We start from the raw sequence: 15,912 nt of genomic DNA on the forward strand, positions 1-15,912 counted from the left end.
CGGGCCTTCGATAGTGTGCGTGACGCTGCAAATCAGTCGAACGCGACCATAACGTGGCAAGTTGCGCTGGCGACACCCCGAATTTGGCATCCGGGCAGGTTTAGACCAGCCCCAGGCTTTCCATGCGGGCGCGCAGGCTGAGAAGATCTTTCCAGGCCTGCTGCTTGGCGGGCGGATTGCGCAGGAGATAGGCCGGATGCAGCGTCGGCAAGGCGGCGACCGCGTGCGACCCGATGGTCACGTCCTGCCACTTGCCGCGCATCTTGATAATGCCATTGGTGGTCTTGAACACGGTCTGCATGGCCGGTCCGCCCAAAGTCAGGACCAGCTGAGGGGCGACCAGCTCCACCTGCCGGTTGAGGAAAGGCAGGCACAATTCCATTTCCTCGGGCGTCGGCGTACGGTTGCCCGGCGGCCGCCAAGGCACGGTATTGGCGATATAGACCTTTGTCCTGTCGAGGCCGATCGCGGCCAGCATTCGATCGAGCAATTGCCCGGATCGCCCCACAAAGGGCTTGCCCTGACGATCTTCCTCTGCACCGGGCGCCTCCCCGATCAGCATGATCCTGGCCTCCGGATTGCCATCGGCAAAGACCAGCTGGGTGGCGCGGAACTTGAGACCGCAGCCATTGTAATCATTGAGCATGGCCTGGAGCGCATCGAGCGTCTGGGCCGAAGCGGCAAGCTGACGCGCCTCACCGGGATCGCCGCCGACGGGTCCGGTGGGCTGGGGCAGCGGGGCAGCCTGGGGGGCGCTGGCGCGGGGCGGCATGATGCTCGCGGCCGGCGGCTTTTGCGCAAACCGGTCCACCGGCTCCTCGCCCACGGCCAGGTCGACACCGGCAGCCCGATACCAGTCGAGCACCGAGAGCATTTCGGCGTTATTGAGGGCGCGATCTTGAGACATCGGGCCCGTTATGTCACACCCCGGAACGGGCGGAAAGTCGCGCCCCGGCCGCAAAGGTAATTTCAGATGGCAGATGCCGGCAATCGTGAAGTGCTGTCCACAGATGTGCTGATCGTCGGCGCGGGCCCCGCAGGGCTCGCGGCGGCCATCCGGCTGAAGCAGCGTCATCCCGAGATTGCCGTGACCGTGGTCGAGAAGGCCGCCGAGATCGGCGGCCACATCCTTTCGGGCGCGGTGATGGACCCCGTTGGCCTCGATGCACTGATCCCCGACTGGCGGCTCAAGAACGCCCCGGTGGGCCCCGACGTGGTGTCGGACCGCTATCACTTCCTGACGGCCAAGGGACAGTTCAGCTTTCCGCATGCTCTGATCCCACCGCAGATGCGGACCAAGAACGGAGTGATCGTCAGCCTCGGAGACCTGGTGCGCTGGCTGGGCGAAGAGGCAGCCGCGCTGGGCGTCGATATTTTCCCGATGACCGCGGCAGTCGACGTGCTGCGCGAGGGTCAGGGCCCCGTGCGCGGCATCATTACCGGCGATCTGGGCCGCGACCGGCAGGGCCAGCCCAAGCCCGGCTTTGCCGAGGGTATCGCGCTCGAAGCAAAATACACCCTGATCGCCGAAGGCGCCCGGGGATCGCTGGGCAAAACCATCGTCGGCGATTTCGCGCTCGACCGGGACTCCAGCCCGCAGAAATATGGCCTGGGCATCAAGGAGGTCTGGGAAATCCCGGCGGAACGGCATCGCCCCGGCCAGGTCGATCACTATCTCGGCTTTCCGCTGGACAACGGCACCAATGGCGGCGGCTTTGTCTATCACGCTCAAGACCGCAAGCTCTATCTGGGCTATGTCGTCCACCTCGACTACGCCGACCCGACGCTCTCGCCCTTCGGAGAATTCCAGCGCTTCAAGACGCACAAGGCCATCGCGCCGCTGCTCGAGGGCGCAACGCGGATCAGTTACGGGGCGCGGGCCCTCGCGGCAGGAGGGCTCCAGGCTATCCCGCATCTGGCTTTCCCTGGTGGCGGGCTGATCGGCTGTTCGGCCGGGTTCATGAACGCACCGCGGCTCAAGGCCATCCATAATGCCATCCTCTCCGGCATCGGGGCGGCAGACGCTGTCGGCGCGGCCATTGCGGCCGGGCGCGCCCAGGACGTGATCGAGGACTTCGAACACCGGATCATGGACACCGGCATCCGCACCGAATTGTCCGGCGTCCGCAATCTCAAGCCGCTCTGGTCGCGCTTCGGTACGCTTTTGGGCACCGGCTTGGGTGGGTTCGACATGTGGTGCCAGGCGGTGCTGCGCTTTTCACCCTTCGGCACGCAGGCCTGGACGCGCCCGGATGCCGCAAAATTGAAGCCGATCTCCGAGGTCAGCCCGCGCCACTACGAAAAGCCCGATGGCAGGACCACGTTCGATCGTGCCTCCTCGGTTTACCTGGCCAATATTGCCCATGACGAAGACCAGCCAGTGCATCTGAAACTGGCCGATCCCGCCGTGCCGATCCGAGACAATCTCCCCCGTTTCGGGGAACCGGCGCCACTTTACTGCCCTGCGGGTGTCTATGAACTCGCCCAGGAAAACGGCGCTCCGGTCTTTCGCATCCATGCCGCCAATTGCGTGCATTGCAAGACGTGCGACATCAAGGACCCGGCCCGTAACATCACCTGGGTGCCGCCCGAAGGCGGGAGCGGCCCGAACTACAGCGGAATGTGACGCCCCATCCGGCGCCGCGGCCTTGCGGCGCGGTCCCAAAACGGACAATGTTTGCGCCGATTTGCTGCAAGATCGGTTCAGCCCGGTTCGCCAAGCGGCCGAATCGCAGCTCTAGGGAGAATTGAGCCTCGTGACCCTGTTTTCCATTCGTCGGGCTTTGCCCGTTTTCACGGCGGCCTGTATCGCGCTGATGGCTCTCCCGGCGGCGGCGCAATTCGATGCGGGCATGGCCGTCCAGGATGTCGCGCGGGATATCCTCAAGCTGTTTCGTCCGAGCGTTTCGGGCTCGTACCTGGCCGGGCAGCAGGCGGTAAAGGACCTGCGCACCGACGAAGCTGCCCGCTATTTCAAGAGCGCCGCCGAAGCCGACTGGGACAATCCGGTTCTGGTCGAGCGCGCCTTCGTGGCGCTGGCGGCCGATGGACAGATCGAGAGCGCGGCCAATACGGCCCGGCGCATGCTTGAAATCGACCCCAACAATCAGCTTGCTTCGCTCGTCGTCGCCACCGAGGCGCTCAAGGAACGTCGTTATGGTGCCGCCCTGCGTCGGCTCGAAAATGTCTCCGACGATTCGTTCAGCGGCATCACCGCGGGCATCCTGCGCGCCTGGTCGCTGGTGGGCGAGAGCAAGGCCGACGAGGCCGAAGCCATGATGAACCGGCTGGGCGTGCGGGGGCTCGAGGATTTCCTCGTCTTTCACCGCGCCCTGATGGCCGAGGCCGCCGGCAATACCGAACTTGCCCTGACGCTGGCGCAGCGCGCCTATGACGTCGAGCCCTATGTGGCGCGCATCGCCGAGGTTTATGCCCGCCTTCTGGCCAATTCCGGCGACACCGAAGCCGCCACCGACGTGCTCGACGCCTTCGAGGCACAAGGGCTGAGCCATCCCATCATCCGCAATGTGCGCGAGGCCATCGAAGCCGGACGCCGCCCGGGCGTATTCACCACCAGCGTTCAGGTGGGCGCGGCCGAAATGTTCCATGGCATCGGCGTCGCGCTGTCCCGCGACGGCAGTGCCGACCTGGCGCTGGTTTTCCTGCGGCTGGGCGTCTATCTCGATCCGGGATCGGACGTGGTAGCCTTGGCGCTGGGCCAGTTGCTGGACGAAGTCGGCCAGCATGACATGGCCAATTCGATCTATGACGCCGTGCCGGCCAAGTCGGCGCTGAAGCCCACGGCAGTGGTGCGCATCGCCCAGAACCTCGATTCCATGGGCGACCGCGAGGAAGCCATCCGCCGGCTGCGCAATATCGTGGCCACGAGCCCCGAAGACCTCGATGCCGTGTCGGTCCTGGGCGACCTGCTGCGTTACGACGAGCAATATCTCGAGGCAGCCGATGCCTATAGCGCGGCCATCGAGATTGCCGGCGGGGATGCACCCGCCGATTGGCGCTTCTTCTACGTGCGCGGCATTTCCTATGAGCGGGCCAAGGAGTGGCCCAAGGCCGAGGCCGATTTCAAGCGTGCCCTCGAACTCAATCCCGACCAGCCCCAGGTGCTGAACTATCTCGGCTATAGCTGGATCGACATGGACATGCATCTCGAGGAAGCGCTGGCCATGATCGAGAAGGCCGTCGAGGCGCAGCCGCAGGACGGCTATATCATCGATTCGCTGGGCTGGGCCTTCTACAAGCTCGACCGGCTGGACGAGGCGGTGGAAACGCTTGAACGCGCGGTGATGCTGCTGCCCAGCGACCCGGAGATCAACGACCATCTTGGCGACGCCTATTGGAAGGTGGGGCGCCGGCTCGAAGCGCAGTTCCAGTGGAACATTGCCCGGTCCGTCGACACGATCGGCACGGTGACCGAGCGCGTCCTGCCCAAGCTGGCCGAGGGGCTGACACCGGAAAACGAGACCGAATAGTCACCCATGGCCGATATCGTCACGCAAGCGGCGCCAGCCAAGATCAACCTGGCGCTGCATGTCACGCGCCGGCGCGAAGACGGCTATCACGACCTCGAAAGCCTCATCGTCTTCGCCGACCTGTGCGACGAGCTCGAGGCCAGCCTGGCAGGTTCCGATAGCCTGATCATTTCGGGCCCTTTCGGGGGCAAGCTCAATGCCGAGCCCAACAACCTCGTGCTTCGCGCCGTATCGGCCTTCCGGGCGCGCTGGCCAGAGCTGGCGCCCAGGGGCCTTGCCCTCTCGCTGACCAAGAACCTGCCGGTCGCGGCGGGCATCGGTGGCGGTTCGGCCGACGCTGCGGCGGCCCTGCGCATGCTGGCGGGTCTCTCTCCCGTTCCCATCGCCGTCAGCGATCTGTCGGACCTGGCGGCAGGGCTGGGTGCGGATGTGCCGGCCTGCCTGCTTTCCCGCCCCCTCCTGGCACGGGGCGTGGGAGAGATACTGTCGCCGCTGCAGCACTTTCCCGGGCTCTTCGTCACGCTGGTCAATCCGGGTGTGGCGGTAGCGACGGCTGACATTTTCCGCCGCCTGCGGGCCCATGACAATTACCCCCTGCCGGCCTTGCCCGATCCGCTGACACGGCCGGCCCAGCTTGGCCTCTGGCTGGCCGAGACGCGCAACGATCTCGAACCGCCCGCGATCAAGCTCGTGCCCGAAATCGGCATCGTCATCGAGGAAATGGCGCAGACGGCCGGTTGCATTCTGGCGCGCATGTCAGGGTCGGGAGCGACGGTGTTCGGCCTGTTCGGCGCCGAGGGGCAGGCTCATGACGCGGCGGCACAGATCCGCCGACTGCATCCCGATTACTGGGTTGGTACCGCGCCGCTGCTTGGCGCAGGGAACTAGTTCAGCTGGCGCGGCCGACGCTGTGCTCGACGACTTCGGCAAGAATGGTCTTCATCTCGCTGTCGGGCAGGCCGGACAGCGCGTCGATAGCGGACCGGGCATGCTCGCGCGCCTTGTCCAGCGTGCGCTTGAGCGTGTCGTAGCGGTTGAAGATCGCGACAACCTGGTGCACCTCGAGGTCGCTGGCATCCGGCTTGCCCAGGGCCGACGCGATGATGGCGCGTTCGCTCTCGCTGGCCGATTGCAGCGCCAGAATCACCGGCAGGGTCATCTTGCCCTCGCGCAGGTCATCGCCGACATTCTTGCCCAAAGTGCCGGCCTCGCCGCCGTAATCGAGCGCGTCGTCCACCAATTGGAAGGCATTGCCCAGCTCAAGCCCGTAAAGAGCCAGCGCTGCGCAGCCGGCCTGGTCGGCGCCGCCGGACATCGCACCCACCTTGCAGGCGGCTTCGAAAAGCACGGCTGTCTTGGCGCGGATCACTTCGGCATAGTCGGCGGCGCTGGTGTCGAGGTCGCCGGTCTTGGCCAGCTGGAACACCTCGCCCTCGGCCATGACGGCGGAGGCGGCCGAGAGAACCCCCAAGGCATCGATATCGCCGGTTTCCACCATCATCATGAAGGCCTGGCCCAGAAGGAAGTCCCCGACCAGGATCGAAGCCTTGTTGCCCCAGACCATGCGGGCGGCAGGCTTGCCCCGGCGCATGTCGCTGTCGTCGACGACATCGTCATGGAGCAGGGTGGCATTATGCATGAATTCGACGGCCGCCGCGAAATTGACCGCGTGGCCCTTGCCGCCCCCGAACAGGATGGCTGCGGCAACCGTCAGCATGGGACGCAGGCGCTTGCCGCCGCTGTCGATGAGGTAACGGGCCAGCTCGGGCACCATGTCCACATGCGACTGGGCACGCTGCAGAATGAGGTCGTTGACGCGCGCCATATCCGCCGCAGTCGCGGCCATCAGCCGTTCCACGGGGTTGCTTGCAGGGGCTTGCTTCATCTGGGGCAGAACAGACACCGCCATAACGTCCTTGTTGCCACACGCGGCAAATCGGGTTGAGACCTTAGCGGCGACCCATATAGGATCGCATCAAACCAGCCGTCCGGATGCGATGTCCCTAGACCAGCCAGCCGATCTTGTAAAACACCAAAACCCAACGCGCGATGCCTTTTTGGGGGGAAGGCTCACTCTGTCGCAGCCGCCCAAGGGCTTCAGGGCCGGTCTCGACAGCGTTCTTCTGGGTGCGGCGGTGCCGGCCTCCAGCATCCGGCTGCTCGATCTGGGGGCCGGAATCGGGGCTGCCGCGCTGGTGGCGCTGGCCTTGGGACGTGCCGAAGGCGCTGTCCTGGCCGAAAGGGACGCGGAGGCCCTGGCCCTCGCCCGCGACAATGTTGCGGGCAATGGCTGGGCCGGGCGGGCGCGGGTGATAGAGGTGGATATCGAGGCGAGGGCGGAGGACCGCCGGCAGGCTGGACTGGAAGACAATGCCCATGACGTGGTGATTGCCAATCCACCGTTTTTTGCCGCCGGCCAGGGAACACCGGCCCAGGGCCGGTACCGGGCCAATGCCCGGCACATGCAGGCGGGCAGCCTCGACCTCTGGCTGCGCTGCGCCGCTGCCAGCGCTGCGGCAGGCGGGCAGGCCATTGTGATCTATCCTGCCGAGGGACTTGGAGAGGTCATGGCGGCCTTCGCGCCCAGGTTCGGCGGGCTGACCATCCTGCCGCTGGCGCCACGCCCCGGCCAGGCAGCGACGCGCATCATAGTGCGCGGGACCAAGGGGTCGAGAGCGCCTCTGACTCTGCGCGCCACCCGCTTTCTGCATGGGGCAAGCGGGAACGACTTTGCCGGCGAATTCGATGCCATCTTTCGGGGAAGAGCGGCCCTGGACTGGTAATTGCGCCCAGGCATGCCTAAATGCTGTGAAAATCCAAGGGAGTAGACATGAGCCAGACGCCGATGCCCAAACGCAACTGGCTGAGCCGGGTGTTCAAGCGTCCGACGACAATCCCGGTCGTGCGCCTGCAGGGCGTCATCGCTGCCGATCAGCGGCCGGGCAGGCTCAATATCGCGTCGGTCGAACCGCTCCTTGCTCGGGCCTTTGCGATGAAATCGGCGCCGGCCGTCGCTATCGTCGTCAATTCCCCCGGCGGTTCGCCGGTCCAGAGCCGTTTGATTTCCAAGCGCATTCGCGACCTGGCCGACGAGAACGGCAAGCCCGTCCTGGTGTTCGTGGAGGATGCTGCGGCATCGGGCGGCTATTTCATTGCCGTGGCCGGCGATGAGATCCTGGTCGATCCCTCCTCGATCGTCGGCTCGATCGGCGTGATCATGGCCGGCTTCGGCTTTGTCGGCGCCATCGAGAAGCTGGGCATCGAGCGACGCGTGCATACGGCCGGGCGCAACAAATCGACCCTCGATCCCTTCCTGCCCGAAAAGGCCGAGGACGTGGAGCGCATCAAGCAATTCGAGCTCGATATCCACGAGGTGTTCATCGACCATGTCAAGGATGGGCGCCGCGGCCGCCTCAAGGCCGAGGACGATATCCTGTTCACCGGCCAGTGGTGGACCGGGCTGCGGGGGATCGAGCTGGGCCTCGTCGACGGGGTCGGTGATTTGCAGGGCACCTTGAGGGAGCGCTTCGGCAAGCAGATCGTTCTGAAACATATCGCACCAAAACGCCCTCTCTTCGCCCTGCCACGGCTGGGACTATCCGCCGGAGCGATGGTAGAAGACGTTACCCATTCGATCGAGGACCGCGCCTGGTGGGCGCGGCTGGGACTTTAGAACTTCGCCATGCTCCTGCGCATCCTGCTTATCGTCGGCCTCGGCCTGCTCATTTATTTCGGTATCCGCCGCATCTGGCTGGACTGGTCCAAGAAGTTCAAGAGCGACGATGAGAAGGCGCGTCTGGCGCGCCGTGAGCGCGACCTGGCAGAGCGCCAGCGTCCCGATGTCATCGATCTCAAGCGCGACGACGACGGTACCTATCGTCCCAAGGACCGCACTGGCAGGGACGCAGACGACCGTTAAGACCCTCGGCCGTTCTGTGCCATTGACCCAAAGGGGCGGCCAAACTAGAGGTTTGTCCCGCATGTTTGCAGGACCTTAGCCATGACCTCTCGCCCCGCCCATATGGATCCGAAGAACTCCTTCCAGGGTCTGATTTTGACCCTGCAGCAGTTTTGGGCGGAGCAGGGCTGCGTCATTCTCCAGCCCTATGACATGCCCATGGGCGCGGGCACGTCCCACACCGCCACGGTGCTGCGCGCCCTAGGGCCGAAGCCCTGGAATGCGGCCTATGCGCAGCCCTCGCGCCGTCCCAAGGATGGTCGCTATGGCGAGAACCCCAATCGCCTGCAGCATTATTACCAGTTCCAGGTGATCCTGAAGCCGTCGCCCGAAAACATTCAGGACCTTTACCTCAAGTCGCTTTACGCCATCGGCATCGATCCATCGGTGCATGACCTGCGCTTCGTCGAGGACGATTGGGAGAACCCCACGCTGGGCGCCTGGGGACTAGGATGGGAAGTCTGGTGCGACGGCATGGAAGTCAGCCAGTTCACCTATTTCCAGCAGGTTGCCGGCTTCGAATGCAATCCGGTCGCGGGGGAGCTGACCTATGGGCTGGAGCGCCTGGCCTGCTACCTGCAGAACGTGGACTCCATCATGGAGCTCAATTTCAACGGCGGTGCCGGCGCCGACAAGGTGACCTATGCCGACGTGTTCCTGCAGAACGAGCAGGAATCGAGCCGCTACAATTTCGAGGCCGCCGATACGGACATGCTGTTCCGCCATTTCGCGGACGCGGAAAAGGAATGCCGCGCCGTGCTGGAAAAAGGCGTCATCGGCAATCGGCAGACCATGGCCATTCCCGCCTATGAGCAGGTGCTCAAGGCCGCGCACAATTTCAACCTGCTCGACGCGCGTGGCGTCATCTCGGTGACCGAGCGGCAGAGCTATATCCTGCGTATTCGCGAACTGGCCAAGAGCTGCGGCGAAGCCTGGTTGCAGACCGAAGGCGGCGGAGCGGCCTAGGCCGACCTTTCACACTCTGCCCCCTCAGCCACAGGCCAGGCTTGCCCTTGCCCAATGGACAAGGGCGCCACGCGCCTGGGGTGCTACTCGGCGCGGGCCATGATTGGCGCCTTGACCTCGAGCACCGTCAGCTTGTGCCGCTTGTCGGCGCGGTCGCGCCAGGTGATCGACTGGCCGGTCTTGAGACCCACCAGCGCAGTGCCGATCGGCGTCATCACCGATATCCGCCCCGCATCGATGTCGGCCTCGGCTGGATAGACCAGCGTCACGGTCTGCTCCTGCCCGGAATTGGTCTGGTAGGTGACGGCCGAGCCCATGCGCACGACGTCCTCGGGGACTTTCCCGTCGGCAACGACCTTGGCACGGTCGAGCTCGGTGAGCAGGGTTTCGGCCAGGGCCGGATTACGATCGAGGCCGGCCTCGCCCAGGGCGTGCAGCTTGGCATGATCGGCCTTGCCGATGAGGATGGCGGGCGACAGGTCGCGGCGAATTTCAGTCATGCTGATTCTCCTGAAGCTTCGGCGCGCAATAGGGCGCAGCGACGAAGCCTTGATGGTTTTTTTTGAAACGGGAATGAGGGTGCGCCGGAAAAGCAAAAATGCCCTGGAGCCCTAAACAGGCTCCGGCGTGAGCGTGCCTAGGGCGTCTATCCTGCGAGCAGGATCGTGCAGCAATGGTGCAGGCGCGTTCTCATGGCGACAAAGCTAGGGATTGGGGCAGGCAAGGTCAAGTGCAGCACTGATCGGGCCGTTGCAACCGCGGTCATGACCTGCCAGTGTTCCCGCCATCCATCGACAGGGAGTCTTGGGAAATGGAATGGGTCATCCTTGCCCTTTTGGCAGGCGCGGTCGTCTATGCCATCGTCATCTACAACAGCCTGGTGTCCAACCGGCAGATGGTGCGGGAAGGCTGGTCGGGGATCGACGTGCAGCTCAAGCGCCGCACCGATCTCATTCCCAACCTGATGGAGACGGTGAAGGGCTACATGGCCCATGAGCGCGAAACGCTCGACGCGGTGGTCAATGCCCGTGCCCGGGCGACGAGCACGGCTGCTGCCGGTCCCGAAGCGCGCGCCGAGGCGGAAGGCGAATTGTCCTCGGCGCTCGGCCGCCTGCTGGCGGTGGCGGAGGCCTATCCCGACCTCAAGGCCAATACGACCTTTCTCGAATTCCAGGCAGCGTTGCAGGGCGTGGAGGACGAAATCCAGATGGCCCGGCGCTATTACAACGGCGCAGTGCGCAACTACAATATCCAGGTGGAAAGCTTCCCCTCGAACGTGGTCGCCAATGTCTTCAAGTTCAGCCAGGCCGAATATTTCGAGTTGGAGAACGAAGCCGAGCGCGCCGTGCCGCAGGTCAAGTTCTAGGCGCTGAGGTTTTTTCAAACCCCTATTGCCAGACTGTGCTTCCTCGCCCTGGAGAAGAGACTGGGGAGGGGGCGGCGCAGCGGATCGTTGGATGGACCCCACCCTCATTCCCTCCCCTCGAAGGGGAGGGAGGCGACGGAGCCCAAATGTCAAAGCCCATCTTTACCGGAATTTTCGCCGCTCTCGCCCTGCTGCTGGCCCTGGTCCTTCCGGTTGCCGCGCGAGAAGAATTCCGCGCGTATGCCTCCGATGTCACGCTGCGGACCGACGGCTCGGTCGCGGTCATCGAGACGCTCGACGTCAATGCCGAGGGCATCGCGATCCGGCGCGGTATCTATCGGGACATTCCCGTCACCATGCTGAGCGAGAGCGGCAACAAGATCCGCATCGCGCTCGACGTGCAGGCGGTGACCCGGGACGGCGATCCCGAGCCCTTTCGTGTCGAGCGCATGGGGGATTTCCAGCGGATCTGGATCGGAGATGCGGACCGCCTGCTGCGGCCGGGCGTGCACACATACACGATCCGCTACACTATGGACCGCATGGTGCGCCCCAGCGCCGATGGCGGCGATGAGCTCTATTGGAACGCCACCGGCAATTACTGGGATTTTCCGATCGTCACGGCAGTGGCGCGCGTGCAGCTGCCCGATGGCGCGGTCATCGACAATCTGGCGGCCTATGCCGGGCCGGCCGGATCGCGCGAAGCGGCCGTGACCATCACGCGGCAGAGCGCCAATAGTGCGATATTCCGGACCCAGGCAGAACTGGCACCGGCCGAGGGCATGACCTTTGCCGTGTCCTTCCAGAAAGGCATAATTGCCTATCCGGAAGGGACGCATGCCTGGATCCAGGCGCTCTCCGACCAGCGCGAGACATTGCTCGCCGTCGGCTCGGTGCTGATCCTGCTGCTTTATAATTTCACGGCATGGCTGCGCGTCGGGCGAGACCCGCCAAAGGGCACCATTATTCCCCTCTTTCATCCGCCCAAGGACTTCTCGCCGGCCTTGACGCATTATGTGAGCAAATGGGGCTTTGCCAATTCCGGTTGGACGGCGATGACGGCGGCCATTTTCAGCCTGGGCGTCAAGGGACTGGTGCGGATCGACAACCCGGACAAGGAACTGACGGTGACTGCCACCGGCCGCGAACCGGCCGAGAAGCTGCCGGTGGGCGAGCAGGTGCTGTTCAACTATTTCGCATCCCGAAAGGCCGTTACCTTCGACAAGGCCAATGGCGTCGAGCTTGCGACCAAGCGCGGCGAATTCACCGCGGCGATCGAGAGGGAAAACCGCGCGGTCTGGTTCAACAACAATACCGGCTTTGCCGTGTTCAGCTTCGTTCTGGCAGCGGCCATGATCGGCGCCATGGTGGTCTTCGACGTGCTCGAACCGCTCTGGCTCATCGTGGCCGTCGTTGCGGGCATCCTGATGGGCATTATCGGGTCGGTCGCCTATGGGGCCATCACCTCCGGGAACTGGTTCAGCCGGCTTTTCGTGCTCGTCTGGGTGGTCATCTTCGGGTTCAATTTCGCGGGTGGCGCGCTCGATATCTTTACCGGGCTCAACATCAACAATGCCGCGCTCGCGGCCGGCTCGCTCGTGCTCATCAGTGTCGTCTTCTCCATCCTCATGCGGGCGCCGACCGTGCAGGGCCGCAAGGTGATGGACGATATCGAGGGCTTCCGGCTCTATCTCGAGACGGCCGAAAAGAACCGGCTGAACATGGTGGCCGAGCCGCCCATGACCGTCGAGCGCTTCGAACGCATCCTGCCCTATGCCATTGCGCTGGGCGTCGAGCGGCCCTGGTCGGAGCATTTCGAGGCGGAGTTGGCGCGTAATGCCGTCGACGATGCGGCACCCGATTACAGCCCGGGCTTTTACCGGGGTGGGCGGGGCTTCTCCCCCGGCAACCTTTCGAGCGCCATTGCCACGGCCTCCTCGGGCATGGCGGCGGCTGGTGAAAAGCTGCGCGCCATGGACAATCAAACGCCCCCGCGCTAATCACGCACACGCCTCAAAATCCGGTACTTTCTCATGCCCGAACTTCTGCTCGAACTCTTCTCCGAGGAAATCCCCGCCCGCTTCCAGCGGCGCGCCGCAGAGGACCTGAGGAAGGCCGTCACCAATGCGCTGGTGGATGCGGGCCTGGTCTATGAGGGCGCCAAGGCCTTCGCCACGCCGCGCCGGCTGGCGCTGACCGTCTCGGGCCTGCCGGTGCGCTCGCCCGACACGCGCGAAGAAAAAAAGGGTCCCAAGGTGGGAGCGCCGCAGCCGGCCATCGACGGCTTCCTGCGCGCGGCCGGCCTCAGCTCCATCGACCAGGCCAAGGTGGAAAGCGATCCCAAGAAGGGTGATTTCTACGTGGCGCAGATCGACAAGCCCGGCGCGGACGCGGTCGACCTGCTCTCGGCCATCCTCCCCAAGGTGATGAGCGACTTCCCCTGGGCCAAGTCCATGCGCTGGGGCTCGGGCACGTTCAACTGGGTGCGCCCGCTGCGCGCCATCACGGCCACGTTCGGCACTGAAAACGACGAGCCGGTGGTCGTGCCGTTTGCCGCTGCGGGGCTGCAATCGGGGCAGACCACCTTCGGGCACCGTTTCCTCTCGCCCGATGCGATCCGCGTCAAGCGCTTCGACGATTATCTCGTGGCACTGGAACGCGCCAAGGTCGTGCTCGATATCGACCGGCGCAAGGACATCATCCGCACCGACGCGGATAATCTCGCCTTCGCACAGGGCCTCAGCGTCATTCATGACGAAGGCCTGCTCGAGGAAGTGGCGGGGCTCGTGGAATGGCCCAATGTGATGATGGGCGCCTTCGATGCCGAATTCCTAAAGCTGCCCGAAGAGGTGATCATCGCCACCATCCGCGCCAACCAGAAATGCTTCTGCCTGCGCGACAGCGCCGGCAAGCTGGCGCCCAATTTCATCATCACGTCCAACACCATCCCCGCCGATGGCGGCGCAGTGGTGGTGGCCGGCAATGAACGCGTCATCCGCGCGCGCCTCTCGGATGCTGCCTTCTTCTATCAGGGCGACCTGGCCATTCCGCTGGAACACGGCCTGCCCAAGCTCGAAGACATGGTGTTCCACGCCAAGCTGGGCAGCCAGTTTGCGATGGTGCAGCGCCTCGTCAATCTCGCCGCCGAGATCGCGCCCCAGGTCGGTGCCGATGTCGAGATGACCAAGCGTGCCGCCATGCTGGCAAAGGCCGATCTCGTGACCGGCATGGTCGGCGAATTTCCGGAGCTGCAGGGCCTGATGGGGCGCTATTATGCCAGCGCGCAGGGCGAGCCGGCGGAAATCGCCAATGCGCTCGAAATGCACTACAAGCCGGTCGGCCCCTCCGACCGTGTGCCGACCGAGCCCGTTTCCATCGCCGTCGCCCTTGCCGACAAGCTCAACGTGCTGACCGGCTTCTGGTCGATCGACGAAAAGCCGACCGGTTCGCGTGATCCCTTCGCCCTGCGTCGCGCGGCTTTGGGCGTGATCCGCATCATCACCGAGAACGGGCTCAAGTTCCCGCTCGCGGTCGATGGCGATCTGCTCGCCTTCTTCCACGATCGTCTGAAGGTTTCGCTGCGCGATGCCGGCGCGCGCCACGACCTCGTGGATGCCGTGATCTCGGGCGACAGCACCGACATCCTGCAGATCACCCAGCGCGCCGAGGCCCTGTCCTCGCTGCTGGCGACCGAAGATGGCGCCAACCTGCTCGCCGGCTATAAGCGCGCCGCCAATATTCTGGCCGCCGAAGAGAAAAAGGACGGCAGGACCTATGCCGGGGCCATCGACCAGTCGGCGTTGAAGCTGCCCGAGGAAGAAGCGCTGGCCTTTGCCGTGGATGGCGTGCATGCCGCCGTGGCCTCTCACGTGGCCCGGGACGATTACAAGGTCGCCATGGCCGAGCTGGCCACCCTGCGCGCTCCGGTCGATGCCTTCTTTACGGCAGTGCTCGTCAACGATGCCGATCCGGCAGTACGGACAAATCGTCTGAACCTTCTGGCGCGGCTGCGCGATACGATGCACCTGGTGGCCGATTTCGGGAAGGTTGCCGGCTAAGACGGAACCGCAAGGGCTCGCGCGCTTTGTCACTGCACCAACGTTTCGGATGTAAGACATGGCTGTCGGACTGATCGCGCTTCTCGATGACGTCGTGAGCCTCGCCAAGGTTGCAGCCGCGTCCCTCGACGACATTGCCGGGCAGGCAGCCAAGGCGGGGGTCAAGGCCGCAGGCGCGGTCATCGATGACGCCGCCGTGACGCCGAGCTATATGACCGGCTTCAACGCCGACCGCGAATTGCCGATGATCGCCCGGATCGCCTGGGGCTCCGTGCGCAACAAGCTGCTGTTTCTCTTGCCCGCGGCTCTGCTGCTGTCGCTCTTCGTGCCTTGGCTGATCACCCCGCTCCTGATGATCGGCGGCGCCTATCTCTGCTATGAGGGTGCCGAGAAGGTCTTCCATCTCTTTGCGCCCCATCAGGCCGAGCATCACGAAGCCAGCATCGAGCACACTGCGATATCTCCGGCCACCCTCGAAGACCAGAAGGTCGCCGGCGCCATCAAGACCGACTTCATCCTCTCCGCCGAAATCATGACCATCATCCTGGCGGCGATCGAAGTGCCCGACTTCTGGACCCGCGCCGGTATCCTGGCCGTGGCCGGAGTGGGCATCACCATTGCCGTCTATGGCGCGGTGGCGCTGATCGTGAAGGCCGACGACATGGGTCTCTGGCTCGCCAGGAATGGCCGCACCGGCGCCGGACGGGGTTTCGGGCGCGGGGTGGTGCAGGCCATGCCCACCTTCATGCAGGGACTGAGCCTCGTGGGAACTGCGGCCATGACCTGGGTCGGCGGCAGCATCATTGCTCACGGATTGTATCAGTTCGGCATTACCGGTCCCGAACATGTCATCGAAGCTGCGGCCCATTGGGCCGAACAGACTTTCCCCGCGATCGCCGACATTGCCGGCTGGCTGGCGACGGCGCTGGTCGACTTCGTCATTGGCCTGGCGCTGGGCGCCCTGCTGATCCCGATTGCCGGATATGTCATCAGCCCCGCCTGGAAAGGCGTGAAGACCATACTGCCCCGGCGGGCGTGAAACGGTTCTGCCTCTGACTGACGGAGAGAACGAAC

General features: G+C 64.5%; 14 protein-coding genes. 11 read left to right on the forward strand and 3 right to left on the reverse strand.

Going from position 1 to position 15,912, the window contains the following annotated elements:
- Nucleotides 1-100: 100 nt before the first annotated feature.
- On the reverse strand, nt 101-907 hold the full coding sequence (locus VE26_RS01835; RefSeq protein WP_046103518.1) for a uracil-DNA glycosylase: 807 nt from the start codon (nt 905-907) through the stop codon (nt 101-103).
- Nucleotides 908-973: 66 nt separating this feature from the next.
- Between VE26_RS01835 and VE26_RS01840 the strand changes: the two genes are divergently transcribed.
- The 3 genes from VE26_RS01840 to VE26_RS01850 all read left to right on the forward strand — a co-directional run bounded on the left by VE26_RS01840 (nt 974) and on the right by VE26_RS01850 (nt 5,378).
- Entirely contained in the window at nt 974-2,626 is a 1,653-nt protein-coding gene (locus VE26_RS01840) for an electron transfer flavoprotein-ubiquinone oxidoreductase (protein WP_046103519.1), read from the forward strand.
- Nucleotides 2,627-2,756: 130 nt separating this feature from the next.
- The gene (locus VE26_RS01845) at nt 2,757-4,490 is read left to right on the forward strand and encodes a tetratricopeptide repeat protein (protein WP_152658679.1); all 1,734 of its coding nucleotides are present in this window, start codon (nt 2,757-2,759) and stop codon (nt 4,488-4,490) included.
- Nucleotides 4,491-4,496: 6 nt separating this feature from the next.
- Nucleotides 4,497-5,378 carry a 4-(cytidine 5'-diphospho)-2-C-methyl-D-erythritol kinase gene (locus VE26_RS01850; RefSeq protein ID WP_046103520.1) on the forward strand — a complete coding sequence of 294 codons (882 nt, stop codon included), beginning with the start codon at nt 4,497-4,499 and terminating at the stop codon, nt 5,376-5,378.
- Between the two features lies 1 nt (nt 5,379).
- On the opposite strand, the gene VE26_RS01855 is transcribed toward VE26_RS01850, so the two are convergent.
- On the reverse strand, nt 5,380-6,399 hold the full coding sequence (locus tag VE26_RS01855; protein ID WP_046103521.1) for a polyprenyl synthetase family protein: 1,020 nt from the start codon (nt 6,397-6,399) through the stop codon (nt 5,380-5,382).
- 148 nt (nt 6,400-6,547) lie between these two features.
- On the opposite strand from VE26_RS01855, the gene VE26_RS01860 reads away from it, so the two are divergent.
- The 4 genes from VE26_RS01860 to VE26_RS01875 all read left to right on the forward strand — a co-directional run bounded on the left by VE26_RS01860 (nt 6,548) and on the right by VE26_RS01875 (nt 9,414).
- Nucleotides 6,548-7,273, forward strand: coding sequence for a tRNA1(Val) (adenine(37)-N6)-methyltransferase (locus VE26_RS01860; protein ID WP_052715602.1), 726 nt, complete (start codon nt 6,548-6,550; stop codon nt 7,271-7,273).
- Nucleotides 7,274-7,320: 47 nt separating this feature from the next.
- On the forward strand, nt 7,321-8,163 hold the full coding sequence (locus tag VE26_RS01865; protein ID WP_244465604.1) for a S49 family peptidase: 843 nt from the start codon (nt 7,321-7,323) through the stop codon (nt 8,161-8,163).
- Between the two features lie 9 nt (nt 8,164-8,172).
- Nucleotides 8,173-8,409, forward strand: a complete 237-nt coding sequence (locus tag VE26_RS01870) for a hypothetical protein (protein WP_046103523.1) — start codon at nt 8,173-8,175, stop codon at nt 8,407-8,409.
- A gap of 81 nt (nt 8,410-8,490) precedes the next feature.
- Nucleotides 8,491-9,414, forward strand: coding sequence for a glycine--tRNA ligase subunit alpha (locus tag VE26_RS01875; RefSeq protein ID WP_046103524.1), 924 nt, complete (start codon nt 8,491-8,493; stop codon nt 9,412-9,414).
- An 83-nt stretch (nt 9,415-9,497) separates the two neighbouring features.
- Here VE26_RS01875 and rnk read toward each other — a convergent pair whose 3' ends face one another.
- Nucleotides 9,498-9,914 carry a nucleoside diphosphate kinase regulator gene (rnk, locus tag VE26_RS01880; protein ID WP_046103525.1) on the reverse strand — a complete coding sequence of 139 codons (417 nt, stop codon included), beginning with the start codon at nt 9,912-9,914 and terminating at the stop codon, nt 9,498-9,500.
- A 311-nt stretch (nt 9,915-10,225) separates the two neighbouring features.
- Between rnk and VE26_RS01885 the strand changes: the two genes are divergently transcribed.
- The 4 genes from VE26_RS01885 (at nt 10,226) to VE26_RS01900 (ending at nt 15,877) form a co-directional block, all read left to right on the forward strand.
- Nucleotides 10,226-10,780 carry a LemA family protein gene (locus VE26_RS01885; RefSeq protein WP_046103526.1) on the forward strand — a complete coding sequence of 185 codons (555 nt, stop codon included), beginning with the start codon at nt 10,226-10,228 and terminating at the stop codon, nt 10,778-10,780.
- Between the two features lie 146 nt (nt 10,781-10,926).
- Nucleotides 10,927-12,780, forward strand: coding sequence for a DUF2207 domain-containing protein (locus tag VE26_RS01890; protein ID WP_046103527.1), 1,854 nt, complete (start codon nt 10,927-10,929; stop codon nt 12,778-12,780).
- Nucleotides 12,781-12,813: 33 nt separating this feature from the next.
- Complete coding sequence (glyS, locus tag VE26_RS01895) at nt 12,814-14,838, forward strand: glycine--tRNA ligase subunit beta (RefSeq protein ID WP_046103528.1); 2,025 nt, start codon at nt 12,814-12,816, stop codon at nt 14,836-14,838.
- Nucleotides 14,839-14,896: 58 nt separating this feature from the next.
- A complete protein-coding gene (locus VE26_RS01900; protein ID WP_046103529.1) occupies nt 14,897-15,877 on the forward strand; it encodes a DUF808 domain-containing protein in 981 nt (326 codons plus the stop codon).
- Nucleotides 15,878-15,912: the final 35 nt, after the last annotated feature.

The sequence above is a fragment of the Devosia chinhatensis genome, from assembly GCF_000969445.1.
GTDB classification, from domain to species: Bacteria; Pseudomonadota; Alphaproteobacteria; order Rhizobiales; family Devosiaceae; genus Devosia; species Devosia chinhatensis.

Bases quoted from the DNA above. Each gene is read 5' to 3' on its own strand.
- VE26_RS01850 (WP_046103520.1), top strand. From the start codon at position 4,497: ATGGCCGATATCGTCACGCAAGCGGCGCCAGCCAAGATCAACCTGGCG.
- VE26_RS01835 (WP_046103518.1), bottom strand. From the start codon at position 907: ATGTCTCAAGATCGCGCCCTCAATAACGCCGAAATGCTCTCGGTGCTC.
- VE26_RS01900 (WP_046103529.1), top strand. From the start codon at position 14,897: ATGGCTGTCGGACTGATCGCGCTTCTCGATGACGTCGTGAGCCTCGCC.
- VE26_RS01870 (WP_046103523.1), top strand. From the start codon at position 8,173: ATGCTCCTGCGCATCCTGCTTATCGTCGGCCTCGGCCTGCTCATTTAT.
- rnk (WP_046103525.1), bottom strand. From the start codon at position 9,914: ATGACTGAAATTCGCCGCGACCTGTCGCCCGCCATCCTCATCGGCAAG.
- VE26_RS01865 (WP_244465604.1), top strand. From the start codon at position 7,321: ATGAGCCAGACGCCGATGCCCAAACGCAACTGGCTGAGCCGGGTGTTC.
- glyS (WP_046103528.1), top strand. From the start codon at position 12,814: ATGCCCGAACTTCTGCTCGAACTCTTCTCCGAGGAAATCCCCGCCCGC.
- VE26_RS01855 (WP_046103521.1), bottom strand. From the start codon at position 6,399: ATGGCGGTGTCTGTTCTGCCCCAGATGAAGCAAGCCCCTGCAAGCAAC.
- VE26_RS01875 (WP_046103524.1), top strand. From the start codon at position 8,491: ATGACCTCTCGCCCCGCCCATATGGATCCGAAGAACTCCTTCCAGGGT.
- VE26_RS01885 (WP_046103526.1), top strand. From the start codon at position 10,226: ATGGAATGGGTCATCCTTGCCCTTTTGGCAGGCGCGGTCGTCTATGCC.
- VE26_RS01840 (WP_046103519.1), top strand. From the start codon at position 974: ATGGCAGATGCCGGCAATCGTGAAGTGCTGTCCACAGATGTGCTGATC.
- VE26_RS01890 (WP_046103527.1), top strand. From the start codon at position 10,927: ATGTCAAAGCCCATCTTTACCGGAATTTTCGCCGCTCTCGCCCTGCTG.